General features: G+C 64.9%; 20 protein-coding genes. 11 read left to right on the forward strand and 9 right to left on the reverse strand.

Going from position 1 to position 20571, the window contains the following annotated elements; genetic code table 11:
- Positions 1-3 precede the first annotated feature (3 nt).
- Complete coding sequence (lepB, locus tag VHK65_10550) at positions 4-603, reverse strand: signal peptidase I (GenBank protein HVS06588.1); 600 nt, start codon at positions 601-603, stop codon at positions 4-6.
- Positions 604-668: 65 nt separating this feature from the next.
- Positions 669-1949 carry a pitrilysin family protein gene (locus tag VHK65_10555; GenBank protein HVS06589.1) on the reverse strand — a complete coding sequence of 427 codons (1281 nt, stop codon included), beginning with the start codon at positions 1947-1949 and terminating at the stop codon, positions 669-671.
- A gap of 96 nt (positions 1950-2045) precedes the next feature.
- Between VHK65_10555 and VHK65_10560 the strand changes: the two genes are divergently transcribed.
- The gene (locus VHK65_10560; protein ID HVS06590.1) at positions 2046-2345 is read left to right on the forward strand and encodes a hypothetical protein; all 300 of its coding nucleotides are present in this window, start codon (positions 2046-2048) and stop codon (positions 2343-2345) included.
- Here VHK65_10560 and jag read toward each other — a convergent pair.
- Genes jag through rpmH form a run of 5 tightly spaced genes read right to left on the reverse strand, consistent with a single transcriptional unit; the run spans position 2309 to position 4633 of the window.
- Positions 2309-3094: an RNA-binding cell elongation regulator Jag/EloR gene (gene jag / locus VHK65_10565; protein HVS06591.1), complete on the reverse strand. Its 786-nt coding sequence runs from the start codon at positions 3092-3094 to the stop codon at positions 2309-2311. The two genes, VHK65_10560 and jag, sit on opposite strands and share 37 nt — an antisense overlap.
- Positions 3091-3921 carry a membrane protein insertase YidC gene (yidC, locus tag VHK65_10570; GenBank protein ID HVS06592.1) on the reverse strand — a complete coding sequence of 277 codons (831 nt, stop codon included), beginning with the start codon at positions 3919-3921 and terminating at the stop codon, positions 3091-3093. The genes jag and yidC overlap by 4 nt, the downstream gene beginning before the upstream one ends.
- Positions 3918-4133, reverse strand: coding sequence for a membrane protein insertion efficiency factor YidD (gene yidD, locus VHK65_10575; protein ID HVS06593.1), 216 nt, complete (start codon positions 4131-4133; stop codon positions 3918-3920). The genes yidC and yidD overlap by 4 nt, the downstream gene beginning before the upstream one ends.
- The gene (rnpA, locus tag VHK65_10580) at positions 4130-4462 is read right to left on the reverse strand and encodes a ribonuclease P protein component (GenBank protein HVS06594.1); all 333 of its coding nucleotides are present in this window, start codon (positions 4460-4462) and stop codon (positions 4130-4132) included. Before rnpA ends, yidD begins: the two co-directional genes overlap by 4 nt.
- 15 nt (positions 4463-4477) lie before the next feature.
- The gene (gene rpmH / locus VHK65_10585; protein HVS06595.1) at positions 4478-4633 is read right to left on the reverse strand and encodes a 50S ribosomal protein L34; all 156 of its coding nucleotides are present in this window, start codon (positions 4631-4633) and stop codon (positions 4478-4480) included.
- Positions 4634-4959: 326 nt separating this feature from the next.
- Here rpmH and dnaA point away from each other — a divergent pair, with 326 nt between their 5' ends.
- From dnaA to VHK65_10620, 7 genes are all read left to right on the forward strand, one after another.
- Entirely contained in the window at positions 4960-6315 is a 1356-nt protein-coding gene (dnaA, locus tag VHK65_10590) for a chromosomal replication initiator protein DnaA (GenBank protein ID HVS06596.1), read from the forward strand.
- Positions 6316-6528: 213 nt separating this feature from the next.
- Entirely contained in the window at positions 6529-7644 is a 1116-nt protein-coding gene (dnaN, locus tag VHK65_10595) for a DNA polymerase III subunit beta (GenBank protein HVS06597.1), read from the forward strand.
- 16 nt (positions 7645-7660) lie between these two features.
- Entirely contained in the window at positions 7661-8791 is a 1131-nt protein-coding gene (recF, locus tag VHK65_10600) for a DNA replication/repair protein RecF (protein HVS06598.1), read from the forward strand.
- Positions 8784-9068, forward strand: a complete 285-nt coding sequence (locus VHK65_10605; GenBank protein HVS06599.1) for a DUF721 domain-containing protein — start codon at positions 8784-8786, stop codon at positions 9066-9068. Before recF ends, VHK65_10605 begins: the two co-directional genes overlap by 8 nt.
- Positions 9065-11860, forward strand: coding sequence for a UvrD-helicase domain-containing protein (locus tag VHK65_10610; GenBank protein ID HVS06600.1), 2796 nt, complete (start codon positions 9065-9067; stop codon positions 11858-11860). The genes VHK65_10605 and VHK65_10610 overlap by 4 nt, the downstream gene beginning before the upstream one ends.
- 78 nt (positions 11861-11938) lie before the next feature.
- Complete coding sequence (locus tag VHK65_10615) at positions 11939-12775, forward strand: hypothetical protein (protein ID HVS06601.1); 837 nt, start codon at positions 11939-11941, stop codon at positions 12773-12775.
- A gap of 19 nt (positions 12776-12794) precedes the next feature.
- Positions 12795-13913 (forward strand): hypothetical protein, encoded by a 1119-nt coding sequence (locus tag VHK65_10620; protein HVS06602.1) that lies wholly within the window; start codon positions 12795-12797, stop codon positions 13911-13913.
- 2 nt (positions 13914-13915) lie between these two features.
- Here VHK65_10620 and VHK65_10625 read toward each other — a convergent pair whose 3' ends face one another.
- Together VHK65_10625 and VHK65_10630 are read right to left on the reverse strand one after the other, a co-directional pair.
- Entirely contained in the window at positions 13916-15037 is a 1122-nt protein-coding gene (locus VHK65_10625; GenBank protein ID HVS06603.1) for a glycosyltransferase, read from the reverse strand.
- Positions 15038-15055: 18 nt separating this feature from the next.
- The gene (locus VHK65_10630) at positions 15056-16060 is read right to left on the reverse strand and encodes an NAD-binding protein (protein ID HVS06604.1); all 1005 of its coding nucleotides are present in this window, start codon (positions 16058-16060) and stop codon (positions 15056-15058) included.
- A 165-nt stretch (positions 16061-16225) separates the two neighbouring features.
- On the opposite strand from VHK65_10630, the gene VHK65_10635 reads away from it, so the two are divergent.
- The 3 genes from VHK65_10635 to VHK65_10645 all read left to right on the forward strand — a co-directional run bounded on the left by VHK65_10635 (position 16226) and on the right by VHK65_10645 (position 20434).
- A complete protein-coding gene (locus VHK65_10635) occupies positions 16226-17494 on the forward strand; it encodes a glycosyltransferase (protein ID HVS06605.1) in 1269 nt (422 codons plus the stop codon).
- A 92-nt stretch (positions 17495-17586) separates the two neighbouring features.
- Positions 17587-18210 carry a TetR/AcrR family transcriptional regulator gene (locus VHK65_10640; protein HVS06606.1) on the forward strand — a complete coding sequence of 208 codons (624 nt, stop codon included), beginning with the start codon at positions 17587-17589 and terminating at the stop codon, positions 18208-18210.
- A gap of 1 nt (position 18211) precedes the next feature.
- Entirely contained in the window at positions 18212-20434 is a 2223-nt protein-coding gene (locus VHK65_10645; protein HVS06607.1) for an MMPL family transporter, read from the forward strand.
- Positions 20435-20571: the final 137 nt, after the last annotated feature.

The raw sequence follows: 20571 nt of genomic DNA on the forward strand, positions 1-20571 counted from the left end.
GCTCTATGGTCCCGCAGCGAGGGTCGGCTTGGTGCCGAGAAAACCGACCTGGCCCAGCGGCCAGATGCGGACCTCGGCCTTTCCAAGAATGGAATCGAGCGTGATCATCCCGAAGGTCCGCGAGTCGCTCGAATGGTTCCGGTTGTCGCCCAGCACGAAGAACTGATTCGGTAGGATCAGCTGGTCCTGCCCGGATGCGGGCCAGTTGTTGTTATACGTCCAACGTTCCGGCAGATACGGCTCGTTCAGCACCTGGCCATTGATGTAGACGACGCTGTTGGTGATGTGGACCCGCTCGCCCGGCAGCCCGATGATGCGCTTGATGAAATCGCGGCTGGCTTCATCGGGTGGCTTGAACACGATGATGTCGCCGCGCTGCGGCTGGTGAAGCTTGTAGGAAATCTTCGACGCCACCAGCAGGTCGTTGTCATGCAGCGTCGAGTACATGCTCGAGCCCAGCACATGGACGGTCTGCACCGCGTACTGGATGACCACGTAGAGAACAAGGGCGAGGAACACGATCTCGAGCGTGTCCCTGAGGAAAGACTTCTGGCGCGCTGGTTGCGACGGCGCCGTCGGTTGCGCCATGTGCGGCTGCGCCATCCTTTAGCTGTTCAACTTCATCCGGGGCGATTCATTGTAAGCCGGAAGGGAAGCAATGCAGCCAGTTACGCGATCTGCTTGAGGAACGGCGCCTCGCTGCGGAAGGGGCCAATTACCGCCAGCTGCAACGCCTGGCTGAACAGCTCTTTGGCGATACGCATGACATCATCCGCGGTAACTGCGTCGATCTGGGCGATATTCTCCTCGACGCCCTCGATCTTTCCGGTCAGCGCTTCCTGTCCGCCGTACCAGGTGGCGACCGAGTTGGTGCTCTCCATCTGCAACAGCAGGCGGCCCTTGAAAAACTCCTTCGCCTTGGTCAGCTCCACGCTCTGGACTGGCTCGGTGCAGAGCCGGCGCAGCTGGCCGACGATGGCGCCGACCGCGCGTGCCGCCTGCCGCGGTTCCGTGCCGGCGTAGACACCCAGGACGCCGGTGTCGAACATTTTGTTCACGTAGGAGTGGACGTCATAGGCCAGGCCGAGCTTCTCGCGGACTTCGAGAAAGAGGCGGGAACTCATGCCCTCGCCGAGGACGCAGTTGAGGATGTCGATCACGTGGCGGTCGCGATCCATGTAGGACGGGGCGTGCACACCAAGGACGACGTGCGCCTGTTCCGTCTTCTTGGACTTGAGCAGGACATGCGGCTTCAGCCCATTCCCAACCGATGGGAGGAATGCCGGTGGAGTGGCGCCGTTGCCGCGGGGCTTGAGGTACGGTTCGATCAGGCCGATCGCCTCCTCATGCGTGACCGGCCCGGCAATCGTCACCACCAGGTTGCGGAGCAGGTAGTGCTCCTCGAGGTAGCGGGCCAGGTCATCGCGCGAGAGGCCGCGGACCGACTCCTCGGTCCCCCCCACGTCGCGGCCGAGCGGGTGATTGGGCCAGCTGATCTGCTCGAACAGACTGTGGACGTACTCCTGCGGGGAGTCCTGGTACATGCGCAGCTCCTCGAGGACGACCAGTCTCTCCTTCTCCAGCTCGACGGCGTCCAGCAGCGGCTGAAAGAGCATGTCGCCGAGGACGTCGATGGCCAGCTTCGCCTTGGTCTTGGGCACGCGCGCCCAATACATGGTGAGCTCCTTGTCGGTGCCGGCGTTCAGGACACCACCAACCCCCTCGATCGCCTCCGCGATCTCCTTGGCTCCGCCGTAGCGAGCCGAGCCCTTGAAGAACATGTGTTCGAGGAAGTGGCTAATCCCGGCTTCCTTGTCAGACTCATACCGGGAACCGACCTTGAACATGATCGCCATCGTGATCGAAGGGCGGTCAGCCAGTTCGGTCGAAACGACTCTGGCCCCGGTTGGCAAGGTGGACAGACGATAGGGAGGACGAGCCTGGGGCACGATCTGAGTATATCGTAGGGTTACTCGCGCATCCTCACATTTCGACAGTGCCTCTGTGTACATCATGAGCGATACAATGTCAAGTAACAGGCCAACGTGACGGAGCGTTTTGAATTCGGCCAGCGTCTGGATCGCCTCATCGGGCGGGTGGAGGCGTGGAATTATGCGGATTCTGACGCGGGTACGGGATTACCGGTAGAGGTCGCCCGCGAACTGAAGGCGCTGGCCGCGGCGGCCGCCACCCCGCGGCTGAAGCAGGGCGTACGCCGGGCCCAGGACGCGCTGGATGACGGCTTATCGGCGGAGGCGGTTGCGGCGGCGCTGTACCGGGTTCGAGCCGACTTAGCGGCAGGGGGCGCTCAGGGCGTCTCTCCGCCGCCCTCGCCCTCGCGGTAACCGGGCCGCCGCTCGCCGAAGCGGGGCCGATCGCCGAACCGAGGTCGGTCGCCATAGCGCGGGCGGTCGCCGTACCCCGTACCTTGCCGCGTGAGTGGCGGTGAGGGAGCCGGCACCGGGCGCTCGGCCGGCCGCCGGGCGGCCGTGACACCGTCCGGCAGGATGGCGACCCGCCGGTTGGGCTCTTCCCCCTGACTCTCGGTGCGGATGCCGGGCTCCTTCTCGAGCGTGATGTGCACGATGCGCCGCTCGTACGACTGCATCGGGTCCATCATCACGCGCTCTCCGGTGCGTCGCACCCGCTCCGCCAGCCGGAGCGCCATCTCCTTGACGGTTTCCTCGCGCCGATTGCGGTAGTGTTCGACGTCGACGACGAGGCGGCGGCGGTCGACGCGTCCCTCATTGAGGATGAGGTTGACGACGGTCTGGAAGGCGCGCAGCGTCTCCCCCCGCCAGCCGATCAGCAACCCCAGGTTGTCACCGGCGACATCGATCATCACCGGGTCGTCCGCCTTCTTGATGAAGACCTGCGCCGTGATCCCCATCTTGTAGAGGAGCTCGGCTACCACCTGGCGAGCCTTGACGGCGTAGGTCTCTCGCTGCGTGACCCGCACCCGAGCCTGCTCAGGCGAATCCTCCAGCACCTCGACGTCGACGTTTTCCCGCGCCTCGTCGAGGTCTTCGAGGGCCTGGTCGACGGCTTCATCGACCGTCTTTCCGGTGATTTCCACGCTGTTACCGCTGTTCATGCGGCTTTCCCCCTACGCAGGACCGGCGGCAAGGAGAGCGATCCCCAGCCGGTAATGAAGTATTGCTGACCGATGCTGAACAGGTTGCTGACCACCCAGTAGAGCGCGAGGGCGGTCTGGAATTGCAGCGAGATGAAGCCGATGAAGACCGGCATGATCATGGTCATGTTCTGCGTCATGGCGGCCTGCGTCGGGTCCTGAACCTGACCGGGCTGCGTCATCATCTTGGTCTGCACGAAGGTCGTCAGGCCGGCGAGGAGGGGTAGGAGGATGGCCAGGGCGAACTGTCCCTTTTGCAGGGCGGTCTTGTCGAGGGAAATGCCCAGGAAGCTGAGATCGTGGATGTGGAGTGTCGAGTGGGCGTCCCGAATCACGTAGAAGAGGGCGATCAGGATCGGGGATTGGACGAGGGCCGGAAGACAGCCGCTCATCTGCGCGAGGGGGTTGATGTTGTGCTCCTTGTAGAGCGCCATCGTTTCCTGGTTAAGGCGCTGCGGATCCTTCTTGTATTGCTTGCGGATCTTGGCCAGCTCGGGGGCGATCCGCCGCTGCTCCGCTTGGACGCGACGCGAGGTCGTGAGCTGGTACTGGAATACGGGGGCGATGATCAGCTTGATAAGGATGGTCAGCAGGACGATGGCGATGCCGAACGGGCCGACGGCGTCGGCGATCGGGTTGCCGATGAGGATCGAAAGCAGCCAACCCAGAATGGCGTGGATCGGAACGCCGATGACCGTCCACCAGATCAGCCAGATGGGATGCCAGAGATCGCCGAGCGTGTCCCAGGGCTCGTGGCGGGTCGCCAGCAACGCGAGCAGCGACATCATGGCACGGGATCCCAGCCGCCGGCATGGAATGGGTGGCAGCGTGCGATCCGCTTAAAGGCCATCCCCCAGCCCCGCCACCAGCCATAGCGCTGGATGGCTTCGTAGCCGTACTGCGAACAGGTGGGGGTGTAGCGGCAGCCCGAGACCAGGCCAAAGATGGGGCCCAGCGTCACCCGATAGACGCGGATCAACGCGAGCGAGATCGCCGTCATGACCCCCACCCCTTGGCCCACAACATTTCCATCTCCTGGCGCAAGCGCGTGAATTCCGCGTCGACAGCACGAGACCGTGCCACGATTACAACGTCACGGCCGCCTTCAGCCCGCGTCACCAACGGCCTGACCAGTTCGCGCAAGCGCCGCTTGGTTCGATTCCGGACCACGGCGTTGCCCAGTTTCCGACTCACGGCCAGACCGACCCGGGGCCGGCCTAGCTCATTATCGCTTACGAATAGGGCGAGGTACTCGGACGCCGCCCGGCGCCCGGAACGCAGCGTGCGGTCGAAGTCACCCGACCGGAGCAGTCGTGACCGCCGTTTCACCCGCGCGGGGCGTGATTAGCGGTAGCGCCGGCTGGAGGTAGGCGTCAGCTGGTGGCGGCCCTTCAGGCGGCGGGCCTTGATCACCTTGACGCCGCCCGTGGTCGACATCCGGGCGCGGAAGCCATGGACCTTGACCCGCTGGCGCTTCTTTGGTTGGTGGGTACGTTTCATGCAGACCTCAACGTTTTTCGGCGCCTAACCTTACCATGCGGACTCGCCATGCGGGCTCCAACGTTCGTACGTAGTTTCGGATTGCGCGCACGGAGGCCGTTTGCTATTATTCCGCTGCCCTGGAGAGCTACGGCAAGTCCTAATCAACAAGTTATACACATGAGGCTGGGGAGACCTCGATAGACTTCTCCACTGTTGTGGGAAGTTTGTGGATAAGCTCCGTCCTGCACACGCCGTCCATGGGCCTCGTTTCCGACTTCGCGGCCTGACGCGCAGCACCGGCTCTGCTCTCCACCGAAGTCGTTTATGCGCGCGTGGAGGAGTCGATGAACGGGGAACAGATCTGGCAGGCGGCGCAGGAGGAACTTCGGTTCCAGCTCAGTAAGCCAAGCTACGAGACCTGGCTGAAGAATGCCTCGCTCGTCGGCCGCGAGAAGAATGCCTTCAAGATCGGCGTGCCGACCAAGCTCGCCAAGGACTGGCTCGAGGACCGCTACTCGGCGATGATCAAAGAGACGTTATCGGCGATCGTCTCCGGTGACGTGAGCGTCGCCTTCGAGGTGATCCCGGGTCAGACCGAAGCGGCCGCCGGCAGAACCGCGGTCGCAGTCGCAGAGGAGCCACGGCCCGAGGAAGAGGAGCCCGTCCTCCACGAGGCCTCGCAGCTGAATCCGAAATTCCAGTTCCAGCATTTCGTGGTCGGCAACAACTCGCGCTTCGCCCACGCCGCCTGCCGGGCCGTGGCCGAAACGCCAGCGAAGGCCTACAACCCGCTCTTCCTCTACGGCGGGGTCGGTCTGGGCAAGACCCACCTGATGCACGCCATCGGCCACGCGGTGCTGGAAAAGCACGCCCGCCGGCGGGTCGCCTACGTGACCAGCGAGAAGTTCATGAACGAGATAATCTCCTCGATCCAGGAAGGACGGATGAACGATTTTCGGACCCGCTACCGGACGGTCGACGTCCTGCTGGTCGACGACATCCAGTTCCTCGCCGGCAAAGACCGGACCCAGGAAGAATTCTTCCATACCTTTAACTCCCTGCACGAGCTCAACAAGCAGATCGTCATCTCGTCGGACCGTCCGCCGAAAGAGATCCCAACCCTCGAGGACCGGCTGCGCTCGCGGTTTCAGTGGGGTCTGATCGCGGACATCCAGGCGGCCGATTTCGAGACGCGCGTCGCCATCCTCAAGTCGAAGGTTGGGCCGTACGCGCGGCTGGTGCCGGAGGATGTGCTCTCCTTCATCGCCCACAAGATCCAGAAGAACATCCGCGAGCTCGAGGGTGCGCTCATTCGCGTGATCGCCCACGCGTCCCTCAACCGCAGCGCCGTCAACGTCGAGATGGCGGCGAAACTGCTGCAGGATGTCATTCCCTCAACCGAGACTCGGACGCTGTCGATCGATACCATCTCCCGGACCGTGGCCAGCTTCTACCACATCAGCCTCGAGGAGATGAAGGGCAAGCGCCGCGACAAGCACATCGTCTTTCCGCGACAGGTGGCGATGTTCTTGATCCGCGAGGAAACGGCGTCGTCCCTGCCTGCGATCGGCCAGGCATTCGGAGGACGAGACCATACAACTGTTTTACATTCCTACGAGAAGATTTCGACCGACTCCAAAGAGGACCAGCGCCTCCAGGCCGACCTGCGAAAACTTCGCGAGATTCTTTATTCGCATTGAGCCTGTGGAATAGCGCTGCAACGGACGTGGATACTGTTGGAATCGTCTTTGACTGGGGATACGCGCCCTGGGAGCGCACAGTTTTTGAAAGCTATAATTGGGCCGATTCGAACGCGAAAGAGGGGTTTTTCCCTGTTGTGCACCGCCCTACGACTACGTCTCTTCTTTTAATTAAGGTCGTTGATTAACGGGGTCGTGTAGACCAGGAGCATCATGAAGGTCACAGTCACCGCCGGAAACCTCGGACAGGGGTTGCAGGTCGTCTCCCGCGCCGTCTCATCGCGGACCACCCTACCGATCCTCAACAACGTCCTGCTGCAGACCGCCCAAACCGGGCTGCAACTGACGGCGACCAACCTGGAGATCGGCATTCGGCAGGTGATCCCTGCCGAGGTCCAGGAGGAAGGTGGCATCACGGTGCCGGCGCGGCTGCTGACCGACTTCGTGACCTCTCATCCCGATGAGCCGCTCTCCATGTCACTGGACAAGAAGACCCAGTCACTGGCCGTCAAGAGCAATCGGTTCGACGCCAACATCCGTGGCATCGACCCGGCCGATTTCCCGCCGGTCCCTGCCGGCATGGATGGGCGCAAGATCAAAGTTGACCAGGCCGAGCTCAAAGATGCGATCGAGCAGACCGTGATCGCCGCCTCCAGCGATGAGGGACGCCCGGTTCTGACCGGTGTCTACGTGCACCTCAACGGCGGCAAGGCGACCTTCGCCGCCACCGACGGCCATCGCCTGGCGGTCAAGACCCTTGCGGTCGAGGCCGAACCGGGCGAGGGCGAGACGATCGTCATCCCGGCGCGCGCCCTCAGCGAGCTCAGCCGTATCCTCAAGGGAGGCGACGATGGCGTCGAGGTCACGGTCGGCGCACAGAAGAACCAGGTCTTCTTCAAGACGCGTGACGTGGAGCTGATGAGCCGCTTGATCGAGGGGACCTATCCCAACTATCAGCAGGTCATTCCAGGGCAGAGCACCACGACGATCACCAGCAAGACCCAGGACCTACTGTTCACCACCAAGATGGTCTCGCTCTTTTCCAAAGACGCGGCCAATGTCGTCAAGTTCAAGGCAGAGGGCGGCAAGCTGACGCTGACGGCTAATACCAGCGAGGTCGGGCAGAACGTCGCCGGTGTGGAGGCGAAAATCGAGGGGCAGGACCTTCAAGTCGCGTTCAACTCCAAGTACCTTCTCGATGTCCTGGCCATCATCGGCAGTGACGAGGTGACGTTGGGCTTCACCGGCCCGCTGAACCCGGGCCTGATCAAGCCGGTAGGCAAGGACAACTACCTGTACATCATCATGCCGGTCAGAGTGGCGATGTAGTCAGCGCGCAGACCGCGTGTTCCTGGCTAACGTCTCACTGTTCGACTTTCGCAATTACGCTGAGCTGGACCTGGCGCTGGAGCGCTCTGCCACGGTGTTCTTCGGCGGCAACGCGCAAGGGAAGACCAACCTCCTCGAGGCCGTAGCGCTCGCGGCCCTGACTCGGTCCCCGCGCACCCAGCAAGCCGCTGAGTTGGTGCGCTTCGGCCAGCCGGCCGCGCGCGTGACCTGCGGCGTCCAGACCGACGCCGGCCTCAAGGAGTTGGAGGTGCGCATCGGCCTCAGTCCCGGCGCCGCCGGATCGCGGGCGTCTCGGAAGTTCACGGTCAATGGCATTGCCCGACGGTCGAGCGATATGATCGGGTCGCTTCGGGTCGTGCTCTTCTGGCCGGACGACTTGCAGCTGGTCAAAGGACCGGGCGAAGGCCGTCGCCGCTTTCTCAACACGCTGCTCTCGCAGATCGATCATGACCACGCGCGCGAGTTGACCCGTTACGGCCACCTGCTCGAGCAACGCAACGCGCTGCTTCGCGCGATCCGGGAGGGCCGCCAGCCGGCGGATGGCCTCGACGTCTGGACCACCGCGCTGGCCGAGTCGGGAGCGGCGATCATGGTCGAGCGGCAGCTTCGCCTACTCGAGCTGCAGCCGATCGCGGCCGCGTTCCACCGCGAGCTCAGCGATGACCGGGAGCGGCTCGAACTCCGCTACCGCCCCGCCGGCGCCCGCATCGGCGAGGCGCCACTCGAGCTCGTCGTCGAACAGCTCAAAGCCGCCATGCGCGACGCGCGCGACGAAGAGATCGGGCGCGGACAGACAGCTGTCGGACCCCAGCGCGACGATGTCGAGGTGTGGCTCGATGACCACGAAGCGAGGCTCTATGCCAGCCAGGGACAGCAGCGCAGTGCCGTGCTGAGCCTCAAGCTGGCGGAGCTGCACTATCTCGCCGAGGTGACCGGCGAGCAACCGGTGCTCTTGCTCGATGACGTAATGTCGGAACTCGACCCGACGCGTCGTGAACGCCTGCTGGCCGCGCTCGAGCCGGGGCCCCAGGCGCTCATCACTGCGGCCGACCTCAACGACCTGCCAAAGAGCATCTTGGAGCGCGCGGCCGTGTTGCGGGTCGAGCAAGGCGGGATCCATGCGTAGCATCGGCGAGGCGCTGCCGAAGGCGCTGAAGTCGCTCGGCATTTCCCGGCGGACACGCGAGGCGCAGGCGCTCTGGTTGTGGCCGCAACTGGTCGGTGAACACCTCGCCCGCGAGACCCATGCGCTGAAGCTGACCGGCGGCACGCTGTTAGTGAGCGCCAGCAGTCCCGCGCTGGCGCATCAGCTTCATCTCGAGCGCGGCATGTTGATCGAGCAGCTCAACGAGCGGATTGGCTCGCCGGCCGTCCGCGAGATCCACTTCCGGCAGTCCGGATGATCGCGACCACCACCTCTCTCACCGAGGCGCAGCGGGCCGCGGTCGCGCACCCCAAGGGACCGCTGCTCATCGTCGCGGGGGCAGGCACGGGAAAGACCCGGGTGCTGGTCGAGCGCTACCGACGTCTGCGCCAGGAGGGCGTGCCCGCCGAACAGATCCTGCTGCTGACCTTTACCGAAAAGGCCGCGCGCGAGGTGCTCGATCGGGTCGAGCACGAAGACTACCTTCCCGCGGGCGAGCGATTCATCCTCACCTATCACGCCTTCGCGCAGCGGTTTCTCCAGGAAGAGGGCTGGCTCTGCGGCATCCCGAAGGCCTTCCGCATCGTGTCCGAGGTCCGCAAGTGGGAGCTGATGCGCGACGTCCTGCTGACGTGGCGGCCGCCCCACCTCTTCCATGCACAGCGGCCCTACGAGCGGATCGGCGAGCTGCTCAAGCTGGTCGAACGAGCGAAACAGGAACTCGTCTCACCCGCCGAATTCCGGGCGTGGGCAGAGGCCAACGCGACGCTCGATGATCCGGTGCTGGCGGCCCAACGCGAGGCCGCCTTCGTCTACACCGAATACCAGGAACGACTCCTGGCCGAGGAACGCCTCGACTTCGACGACACCATTTATTTCAGCGTGCAGCTCCTGACCCAGGAACCGTCGGTCGCCGCCCGGCAGTCAAAACGCTTCGCCCATCTGATGGTCGACGAGTTCCAGGACACCAACTTCGCACAGAGCCGGCTGCTCGAGCTGCTCGCCGGAGTTGATCGCAACCTGTGCGTGGTGGGTGACGACGACCAGAGCATCTACAAGTTCCGCGGTGCTTCGGTCGCCAACCTGCGACGGTTCCACGCCGTCTATCCCGATGCAGCCGTCATCCGGCTGGAAGAAAACTACCGGAGCCGGGGTCCCATCCTTCGCGCTGCCGGCCGTCTCATCAGCGAGGATCCGGACCGGCTGGAAAAGCGGCTGATCGTCACCCGCGGCGAAGGGCGGCCGATCAGCGTGTTGACGGCCACCAGTGTCACGGAGGAAGCCGACGCCGTTGCCCACGTGGTCAAAACCGCGATCGACGAAGGGCGGCATCGACCGAACGCGATCGCGATTCTGCTCCGCGCGAATGCCCACCTGCACAACGTCGCCCGCGCGCTGCAGCGCCACGGCGTCGCCTACCAGGTCAGTGGTGGGCGAGGCTTTTACCAACAGCCGGAGATCAAGGACTGCCTCGCCTACCTGCGCGCGGTCGACAGCCCGGACGACACCGTCTGCCTGATGCGCTTGCTGAGCCTGCCGCGCTACGCCACCGACTCGGTGCAAGCCGGCCGCTGGGCGCGTCAGGCGCGGGACGACGGACGGCGGTTCTTCGATCTCCTCCAGGAATCGACCGACGATGGAGCCCGCCGCCTCACCGAGGACCTGCGGCGCTTCAACGACCTGGCGTTGCGGCTCGGTGTCGACGATCTGTTCTACGAGGTGATGGAGCAAACCCACTACCTCGACCTGGAGCGGTTCCTCGGACCGATCGAGCGGTTGCAGGTCAGCGCCAGCGTGCAGAAGCTCGCCGAGCTGATCACGGCGTACTGCGACGAGCACGCCGACCACCATTTGTCCGCCTACGTCAAGCACCTCGACGCCACCGAAGCGGCACAGGCGGACGAGGAAATTGCGCCGCTCGACGAGACCGTCAACGCAGTCCACCTGATGACGGTGCACCAGGCGAAGGGGCTGGAGTTCGGCCTCGTCATCGTGCCGCACATGGTGGAGGGCCGCTTCCCCGCGAGCCGCCGTGGCGAAGGACTCACACTGCCGAACGAGCTCTTGAAAGAAGAACTGCCGCCGGCCGAACTGCACCTCGCGGAAGAGCGCCGCCTGGCTTACGTCGCCTTGACGCGCGCCCGCGAGGAAATCATTTGCACCCTGGCCGGCCGCTACGAAGGCGTCAAAGACTGGCGGCCATCGCGCTTCCTGACCCCGGTCCGTGGCGATGGCGCGCGCGAGCTGGCTGCCTCGCAGCTGCTCGCGTCATCGGCCGGCCGCCTCGTGGAGGTCGCTCGCCAGGTCGAGTTGCCGCTCAACGACGCGCCGCCGATTGCGGCCCTCTCGTACACGCAGGTCGACACCTACCTCCGTTGCCCGCAGATGTACCAGTACCGCTTCGTTTTCCGGTTGCCGACGCGGCCGAAGCCGCAGATGCAGTTCGGCCGCATCCTGCACGAGGCGCTCAAGGATGCGCTGGGCAGCATCGAACGCGAAAAACCGCTGACCTGGGCGATGGTGGACTCCGCTTACGTGGCGGCCTGGGCGAGGGAGCGGTTCTGTGCCCCGGAGCAGGCGCCATCCTTGCAGGACCTGGGGCGGACCTACTTACGCCGCGCCTTCGACGCCGGCGACTTGAGCAAGCCGCACCTGCTAGAGCAGCCCTTCAGCCTGCGCGTCGATGGGCTGAGGCTGACCGGGCGGATCGATCGGGTCGACCGCCATCCGGATGGCGCCTACGAGGTCATCGATTACAAGACCGGCTCGGCGAAGCGTGCCGCCGATCTCCAGCGCGACCTGCAGCTGGGCGTGTACGCTCTCGCCGCCCGCGAGGTCTTTCACTTCGACCCGCTCAGCCTCTCCTACTACTACCTCGAGACCAGCGAGCGGATCACCGTCGACAAGCCGAAGGAACGGTTGGAGGAAGACCGGCAGACGATCGTCAACGTGGCCGAGGGCATCCGTGCCGAGCTGTTTGTGGCCAAGCCAGATCGCATGAAATGCGGCGGCTGCGACTTCCGCTTGCTGTGCCCGAGCGCGGCAGCCTAGTGAGGCACAGGTCGTAGCTGAGCGCACCCCTGGCGTGCTCCCCAGCAAGTTCGGCTCACGCCGCAGGTTACAGGCGTGGTGACGCAGATTCGCCCGGTGAACGGAGTGGGGCGACTGGGGACGCTGGCCATGATGGCAGTGATCGCTGCGACCGATCAGTCGATCCCCCAGGTGGTGGCGCCGGTAGCCGCGACCCGGGACGTCCCTCCGCCCACGAATACCAACCCGGCCGATCTTGCCAGCGCCAGGACGGAAATTCTGGGCTGGGTGGCCGCAGAAGAGCATCCGACGCGCGAATGGGGCAGACTGTTCGCGCAAAATCCCGATACCACCGAACACAACTTTCGGGTCGCCTTTGCGGTCAATTACGCCCTCCTGACGGCGGGTGCGAAGCCAGGGATGGGCTATACCGCGATGGAGTTCGCCGCGATTTCGGAAAGGGCACTATGGACGCTCACGCGAGACCTTCGCGAAGGGGATCCGAGAATCCACTCCTCGGAAAGCTTGGTTCTCCGAGATGCCCAGCGCTACCTCTACGGATCGCTGGGCGACCGGTGGCTTCAGCAGTACGTCGTGACGGAATACGCCGTCCCAAAAGGGCTGGCACCATATATCCCGGGCTGGGTCATTAGCCGTGGATATGAAGACGTCGTTAAGAGAGCGGACATGCTGGTGAACGCGATCGAAGAAGAGATTACGGGGACGAACCCGGGCTGGGGTCGCATCACAAGAAACATGCCTCATAGTCAGCCCGGCGGGGAGGCCTGGTACGACCGGGGGCTCGCGCAGTTCAAGGTGATCAGCCGGTACGACGGCAGCATCGCCGATGGCAGTCCGTTCATCGCGCCAATTCCATCGCCAGCGCCAAGGGCGTCGGTCCGCACCATCCTTGGCGATGAATACAGGGAAACGTAAAAACCGTCATCAAATGAGGGTGACGCTTGGCCCCCTCGGTGGTAGGCGCAGTCTGGGAGCGCTGGCGGTCGCAGCCGTCATCGCCGCCGCCTGCTGGCCTCTGGCTGCGCTGGCCGACGCCGCCTCTCCCTGGACGCCCGGCGATGCCATCGGTGAGCCCACTGGCGCCGTAGCCCATGTCGCTATCACGCACGAAGACTTGAGCTTCGACCTGCGTCGGCTGGCCGACGCCAGCCCGGCACAGGTCCACATGACGTACTTCTTGCGCAACGACGCCGCGTCAAGCTCGGCCGAGCTCGTCTTTCTCGCCGATCACGCAATGACCAACGGGTCAGCGTTCACGGTCACATTTGATGACGCGCCGGTGGCAGCCAGTGCCACGACCTTGACCCAGCTTCCCGACGCGTGGAAGCCCCCGACGACGACACCGGCACTCGACGGCGCCTCGTCGATTCCTTATGCCACCACGCCCGGGACCGCCTTCCGGTTCACGGTGATGATTACCCCCGGCCCGCATCGGCTGTCGGTTGCCTATGCCGTGCAACCTGGACGAATGGCCGCGCCGGAAACCACCACCATCTGGCAGCTGGCCTACATCCTGGCTCCGGCTCGCCAGTGGGCCAGTTTTGGCGATCTGTCGGTGCAGACCCAACTGCCTGCGGGATGGCGCGCACGCGCGATCCCAGCCCTGGATCGGAGCCACGACACGCTGGCCGGCCATTTTGTGGGTGTCCCCGCGAACAGCATGGTGATCTCGGCCAGTTTTCCGGTGGATGCGCATGTGCAAACGATCCCCGACTGGATGTCGTCTCACTGGCCGCTCTTCGCTGCGCTGCTCGGAATTACGATCGCCGGGACGGCTGTCCTGTCGTGGCCCACGGGCCGGCGATGGGTGCTGCTACCGTTCGGTGGCTTGTGGGCGTTGCCGGCCGCGTCGGTGTGGATGGGCACCGGTTACATCACGCCCCCGGCGACCCAATACTCAACCGGCAAGTGCGGGTTCGTCGCGGCCGGCTGCCTGCTCATGCCTGGCGCTGCGATCATCGCGGTGATCGCGGTCGGGCTTGGAGTCCTGGCAGTTCTGATTCCGCTCTCGATCGGGGCGGTTATCTGGGGCCGCCTTCGGCGCCCGATATGAAGTCAGGCGCTCATTCGGACCAGCACGTCGGCGATCTGAAAAGCCGCACCAGGGTCGGCGGCAGCGCGCACCCTCTCGGCGTCTTGCAACCGTTCCACCTGCGGCTTCGCAAACCAGTCGGTCACGGCGTCAACGAGGTCGTCCGGCCGCGGCACGAAGCGGCCGAGGCTGCGACCGACCACCTCCTTCACGTTGCCTTCTTCCTGGCCCGGTAAGTAGCCCGTCAGCAGCAGCGGGCAACCGCAGGCCAGGCCCTCCGCGATCATCCCCGGTCCGGCGCGGGTGACGAGCAGGTCTGAGGCGAGCAACAACTCCGGCATGTTGTCGACAAAGCCGAAGACGTACACGCCGGCGTGATTGTCCTCGCGGATGCGCTCCGCCAACGCCTGGTTACGGCCGCAGATGGCGAGCACTTGCACGTCGAGCGGTGATCGAGCCAGCGCCGCCGCGTACTTGCGCAGCGGTTCCGTGCCATCGCCACCGCCCGCCAGCAAGACGGTGGGCGCATGCGGGCGCAGGCGAAGCTTGAGCCGCATCGCCGTCTTGTCGCTAAATCCACGGATCGCGTCCTGGAATCGTGGATGGATAGGCAGCCCCGCCTTGACGAGGCGCGCTGCCGGCACCCCGCGGCGGCGGCACAGCTCGACGGCAGCATCGGACGGACAGATGATGCAGTCTGCCATCAAATCGGTCCATGCCTGGTGAAAGTTGATCCAGTCGGTGATTACAGTGACCCGCGGGACCCCGTAGGGCATGACGTCGACGGCGGCGTGGTTCAGCAGCGGATGGAAGCTGGCCACCAGGGCGGGTCGGGGTTCGAGCGCGCCATGGAGCTTGCGCCGCAGACCGCGGCCGACCGCGTGCTGGAAGAGACGGACGGCCGGCTTGAAATTGGTGGCGCGATATGCAGCGCCCCACAGGAACGGCGCCCGCCGCGTGATCGGCCCGTAGAGGGCGGTCAGGCGCCCGGCGATGACGCGCTGGTCGGCCATGGGGTCGAAGAGCTCGACATGAAACTGGTTCGGATAGCGGCGGGCGAGCGCCGCGGCCACGGCTTCGGCGGCCGCCCGATGGCCGGCGCCAGTATCCGAAAAGAGGAAAAGGAAGCGCTTAGGGGCGGCCACGACCGCTCCCGCGGCGCGTCAGAGCAGCCGTTCGGCGGCGCTCATCTGCTTGCGCGTTCCGATGGCGACCAGCAGGTCGTCGCTCTCGAGGACCTGCGTGTCTGGTGGGTTGATGCGCAGCTGCCCGCTGCGCTTGCGAATGGCCAGCACGTTGGCGCCAGCCTCTTTGATCCCCGAGTCGGCGAGCGTGCGGCCCAGCACCTTGGAGCCGGATTCCACCAGCAACTCCTCGATGACCAGGTCGATGTTCTCGCCGTGAAGCACCGTATCGAGGACGTCCACCGCCACCGGCCGAACCGCCAGCGCTGCCATCCGGTGGGCGCCCATCAGGTAGGGAGAGACCACCTGGTTGGCGCCAGCGCGCCGCAGCTTCTCGGTCGAGTCCTGGTACGAGGAGCGGGCGACGATCAGCAGGGCTGGATTCAGCGACCGGGCGGTAAGGGTGATGAAGACGTTCCGCTCGTCGGAGTCGACCGCGGTGACCAATCCCTTGGCGCGCAGGATGCCGGCCTTGAGCAAGGCGTCGTCCGAGGCGGCGTCCCCCTCGACATAGAGCAGGTCACTCGCCCGCAGCCGCTCGAGTGGTTCGAGATTGCTCTCGACGACGACAAAGGGCGTGTCCAGCTGCCGAAACTCCTGGGCGACTCGCGTTCCCATCCGGCCGTATCCGCAGACGATGAAGTGGTCGTTCAGGCCGGCGATCCGGCGTTCCATGCCGCGCATCCTAGCGTACCGGCCGAGGTGTCCTTCGATGAGCGTTTCGGCGAGGATGCCGAGCGTGTAGAGCATGGTCCCCACGCCGAGGACGATGACCGTCATGGTGAAGACCCGGCCGCCCTCGCCGAGCGGATGGACTTCCTCGTAGCCGACCGTCGTCACGGTGGTGAGGACCATGAAGAGGGAGTCGACGAAATTCCAGCGCAGAAGCACCATGTAGCCGATCGTCCCGTAACAGAAGACCAGGGTTAGGACGAGGAGCGGCAGCCGAAAGCGCTTTAGCGGGTTGACTGGCGGTGAGTGGATCGTAAGTTTGGGTTCCGGCCAGGGTGGCTAAGAATCCGGACAACGGTAGCATAGGGCGCCGCCAGCGACAACCCGGGACAACCTCGGTACGCGTTCGAAGTTGACCTCGCGGTGACCAAACCGCGACGATGGGGTGGCGACCCGCCACCAGGAGGCCAGCCAGATTTGAAACCGCTCGCGATCGTCAGCCTGCATGCCTCGCCGGTCGCCGCCCTGGGAGCCGGCGAAAACGGCGGGATGAATGTCTACGTGCGGGCGGTCTGCGAGGAGCTGAGCCGGCGCGGGATCGCGACCGAGGTTTTCACGCGGCGCTCGACTGCGCAGGGGCCGGACCGGATCCGGCTGGCCGAGCGGAGCTGGGTGACGCGCTTGGCTGTGGGGCCCGCGGAGGATATCGAGAAGGGGCGGCTGTTCGATCTGCTCCCCGACTTCAGCGAAGCCATTTTGCACGAGCAGCGGCGCCGCCGGGTTGCATTCAGCCTGGTCCACAGCCACTACTGGCTCTCTGGCTGGGTCGCCTCCCGTCTGCGCGATGAGTGGAGCCTGCCATGGTTCCACACCTTCCATACCCTGGCGCGCGTCAAGAACGAGATGGCCGCGGAGGGGGCGATCGTCGAGCCGGAGCATCGGATCGCCGTGGAGCAGGCGATCGTGCGCAACTGCGATCACCTGATCGCTTCCAGCGTGCAGGAGGCCGATGACCTGATTCGTCTCTATGGCGCGTCGCGCAACCGGCTGAGCGTGGTCGCCCCGGGCGTCGATCTCCAGGTCTTCACGGAACGGCCGACCGGAGCGCTTCGCAAGCGCCTGGGTCTGGGGGACGCTGGCGTGGTCGTCTTCGCCGGACGGCTCGAGCGTCTCAAGGGCGCCGAAACCGTGATTCGGGCGATGGCGCACCTCGTCGCCGACCGCGCCCAGCCGGAACCACCGATCCTACTGGTGATCGGAGACGACAGCCAGAACGGCGCGAGTGAGAGCCGGTTGAGCGGAGGCGAACGGGCCCGCCTGGTAGCGCTGGCCGACTCGCTTGGTATCAGCAAGCAGATCCGGTTCCTTGGGTCGGTGGACCAGCCGGCGCTGGCCGGCTATCTCAGCCTGGCGTCGGTGTGCGTCGTCCCCTCCTACAGCGAGTCGTTCGGGCTGGTCGCGCTCGAGGCGGCCGCCTGCGGCACGCCGGTGGTGGCGGCTCGGGTCGGCGGTCTCCCCACCATCGTCAAGGACGGCCTGACCGGCTACACGCTGGTTTCCCACGATCCCGCGCAGTACGCCGAGCGCATCGGTCGCCTGCTCGCCGACGAGGAACTGCGCCGGTGCTTCAGCCGCCGCAGCCGTCTGGTCGCCACCCAGTTCTCCTGGAAGGAGACCGTCGACCGGTTAGTCGCCGAATACACGGCCCATCCCCAGCCGGTTCTCCGTCCCGCCGTCGCCGGCTAGCTGTTTCGAATCAACCTTGACGTCGCGGCACGGGTTTGCTTTAATAACCCAGCGTTTGATTGATTGACCAAATAAACACTACAGAGTAGCCTGTGCCTGACCAGACCAAGGAACGGATCGTTGACGCCGCGTACCGCACGCTCGTCAAGCGCGGCTACCACGAGACCTCGATGAAGGACATCGCGGCCGAAGCCGGAGTGGCGCCGGGGTTGGCGCACTACTACTTCGAGACCAAGGAAGACCTGCTGGTCGCGGCCATCGAACACGCCTGCGAGCCCCTGATGGGGGTCTGGCAACAGGCCGGGGTGAACCCCACCGGACCGCTCCCGGAGGACGCCGACCCGATAATGGTTGCCCGCATGGGGTTCGAGCTCGCGAAAGAGGAGCTCAAGACCTACCGAGGCCTCTTCCTGCTGACCTTCGACATGTTCGGCGTTGGGCTGCACAACGCCAAGATCGCGGCGGCGGTCCGTAGCTTCATCGAGGAGCGGCGCGCCTTCATCGCGCGCATCACCCAGGGCGTGATCGCCGGCATGGCTGACCCGCCGGTTGCGTCGGCCGATGCAATCGCGGCCGCCATCTGGGGAAGCCTGCATGGCATCTACCTGCAGAAGGTGATGAATCCTGAGTTCGACGCCGAGGCGGCGATCGACGCATTGAGCGAGATCACGATCGCCTTTGCAACCAGACCGCCGGTTTCGCTGGAGGTGGGCTGACATGTTTGCCTGGTGGGGTCACGTCGTCTACCGATTCCGCTGGCTCATGCTGGGCGTCTCTGGGCTCCTGCTGGCCGCCTCCATCGTGGCGCTGTTCAACGGCGGCACCACGAAGAACAGCGGTGGAGGGAACACCGAGTCCGGACGAGCGGTCGCCCTGATGCAGAGTCAGTTGCCGCAGAATGGCGCCGGGTCATCGTTTGTCCTCGTCTTTGGCAGCCAGACGATGCCGGTGCAGGACCCCGCCTTCAAACCCGCCGTGCTGACCGCGCTTCAACCGCTCCAGGCTGACCCACGGGTGAAGAGCATCGAGACTCCCTTTGATGTCACGGCTGAGCAAGCGCGTGCCATGACGTCGACGGACGGCCACCATGTCTACGCGCTGGTCACCCTCAAAGACGACTACCCCACCGCCCGCCAGTACTACACGCAGCTTCGAGCCAAGGTGCATTCCGATCAGCTGCAGGTCCTTGGCACCGGCAACGTCGCCATCGCTGCCGACTTCGACAAGTACCTGCAAGCCGACCTGCAGCGAGCCGAACTGGTCTCCCTCGTTGTCGTGGTGGTCTTGCTGTTGCTCGTCTTCGGTACGGTAGTCAGCGCGCTGCTTCCCCTCGGCGTGGGTGGCGTCGCGGTGGTCGGCGGCCTGGCTGCGGTCGGCGTGCTCGCGCGCTTCACCGATGTGTCCACCTACGCGACCAACATCGTCACCCTGATTGGTCTTGGCGTGGCGATCGACTACTCGCTCTTCATCGTCAACCGCTTCCGCGAAGAGCTGGCTGCCGGCCGGACGACCGAGCAGGCGCTGATCGCCAGCATGCGGACCTCCGGTCGCGCGGTCACCTTCTCCGGGATCACGGTCGCGATCGGGTTGAGCGCCATGCTGTTCTTCCAGGGCTCCTTTCTGGCATCGATGGGTTTCGCCGGGGCCATCGTGGTCGCGATCGCCGTGCTGTACGCGCTGACCTTCCTTGCCTCGCTGCTGGCGATCCTCGGTCATCGCGTGACGTGGCTGCGCGTGCCGCTGCCCCGCGGAAGGGCGGGTCATGGGTTCTGGCACGGTCTGGCGATGCGCGTGATGCGCAGACCGGTCCTGGTGCTGGTGCCGATCGTGGCGTTGCTGCTGGTGATGGCGTCGCCGTTCTTCCAAATCAAGATCGCGAACGGCGATGTCGGGATGCTACCGCCAAATGCGGAGAGTCGCCGCGGCTACGACCAGCTGCAGCAGTTTCCCGGGCAGGGCCAGACCTTCTTCAGCGTGGTTGTCCACTATTCGAACGGCGGCCCGCAGACCACCGACCGCATTGGAGGTCTGTATGACTTCGCCCGGAACATCAAGCAGATCCCGGGCGTGGAAAGCGTCGAGAGCCTGGTGACCTACGATTCCTCGCTCAGTCGTTCCGCCTACCAGGCGTTGCTCACTCAGCCGGCCGCGGCCCAGCCGGCGCGCGTGCAGGCCATCGTCCACGGGACAACCGGCCCGCAGATCGCGGTCCTCTCGGTCGTCACGAAGAATGGCCAGGAAAGCGATGCCGCTCGCGCCATCGTCCACTCGTTGCGAACCATGACCCCGCCTGCCGGCAGTAGCGTGCTGGTGGACGCCTTCTCCATCGACTTCACCGACTTCATCCTGCAGCGGATTCCGCTCGCGGTCGGCTACGTGATGATCGTCACCTACCTCGTGCTCTTCCTGCTGACCGGATCGGTGGTGCTCCCCCTCAAGGCCGTGATCATGAACATCCTGTCGATCGGGGCCTCCTTCGGGGCGCTGGTCTGGATCTTCCAGCAAGGTCACTTCAGCTCGCTGCTGAACTTCACCGCGGCTCCCCTCGACCCCTCCGTCCCGGTGTTGCTGTTCTGCATCGTTTTCGGGCTCTCGATGGACTACGAGGTGCTGCTGATCAGCCGGATCCAGGAAGAGTACCGGCGGACGGGCGACACGACCCAGGCGGTCGCCGATGGGCTGGAGAAGAGCGGCCGGCTGATCACCGGCGCCGCCGGGATCATGGTGGCCGTCTTCCTCGCCTTCGGACTGGCGGACGTCGTGCTGATCAAGTCGATCGGTCTGGGGCTGGCCATCGCGGTCGCCATCGATGCCACCCTGGTCCGTGCCCTGATCGTCCCAGCCGTGATGCGGCTGCTCGGGCGCACCAACTGGTGGGCGCCGCGTCCGCTGGCGCGGTGGCACCGTCGATTCAGTCTCGAAGGGCGGATCGCCGCCTAGGTGTAGTTCCCACGGACCTTGTTGACAACTGAAGAGCCTCCTTGCACGGTTTGGGGTGTGAACAACAACCAGACCGAGAGGAGGCTCAGATGCAGCATAGGCCGCGACTCACCCCCTTTGGAAGACTGTTGCTGGTC

The sequence above is a fragment of the Candidatus Dormiibacterota bacterium genome (assembly GCA_035544955.1).
Lineage (GTDB): Bacteria > Chloroflexota > Dormibacteria > CF-121 > CF-121 > CF-13.

Excerpts from the sequence above, each read along its gene's own strand:
- VHK65_10645 (HVS06607.1), top strand. The coding sequence starts at position 18,212 with ATGTTTGCCTGGTGGGGTCACGTCGTCTACCGATTCCGCTGGCTCATG.
- rpmH (HVS06595.1), bottom strand. The coding sequence starts at position 4,633 with ATGAAACGTACCCACCAACCAAAGAAGCGCCAGCGGGTCAAGGTCCAT.
- VHK65_10610 (HVS06600.1), top strand. The coding sequence starts at position 9,065 with ATGATCGCGACCACCACCTCTCTCACCGAGGCGCAGCGGGCCGCGGTC.
- VHK65_10605 (HVS06599.1), top strand. The coding sequence starts at position 8,784 with ATGCGTAGCATCGGCGAGGCGCTGCCGAAGGCGCTGAAGTCGCTCGGC.
- lepB (HVS06588.1), bottom strand. The coding sequence starts at position 603 with ATGGCGCAGCCGCACATGGCGCAACCGACGGCGCCGTCGCAACCAGCG.
- dnaA (HVS06596.1), top strand. The coding sequence starts at position 4,960 with ATGAACGGGGAACAGATCTGGCAGGCGGCGCAGGAGGAACTTCGGTTC.
- jag (HVS06591.1), bottom strand. The coding sequence starts at position 3,094 with ATGAACAGCGGTAACAGCGTGGAAATCACCGGAAAGACGGTCGATGAA.
- yidD (HVS06593.1), bottom strand. The coding sequence starts at position 4,133 with ATGACGGCGATCTCGCTCGCGTTGATCCGCGTCTATCGGGTGACGCTG.
- yidC (HVS06592.1), bottom strand. The coding sequence starts at position 3,921 with ATGATGTCGCTGCTCGCGTTGCTGGCGACCCGCCACGAGCCCTGGGAC.
- dnaN (HVS06597.1), top strand. The coding sequence starts at position 6,529 with ATGAAGGTCACAGTCACCGCCGGAAACCTCGGACAGGGGTTGCAGGTC.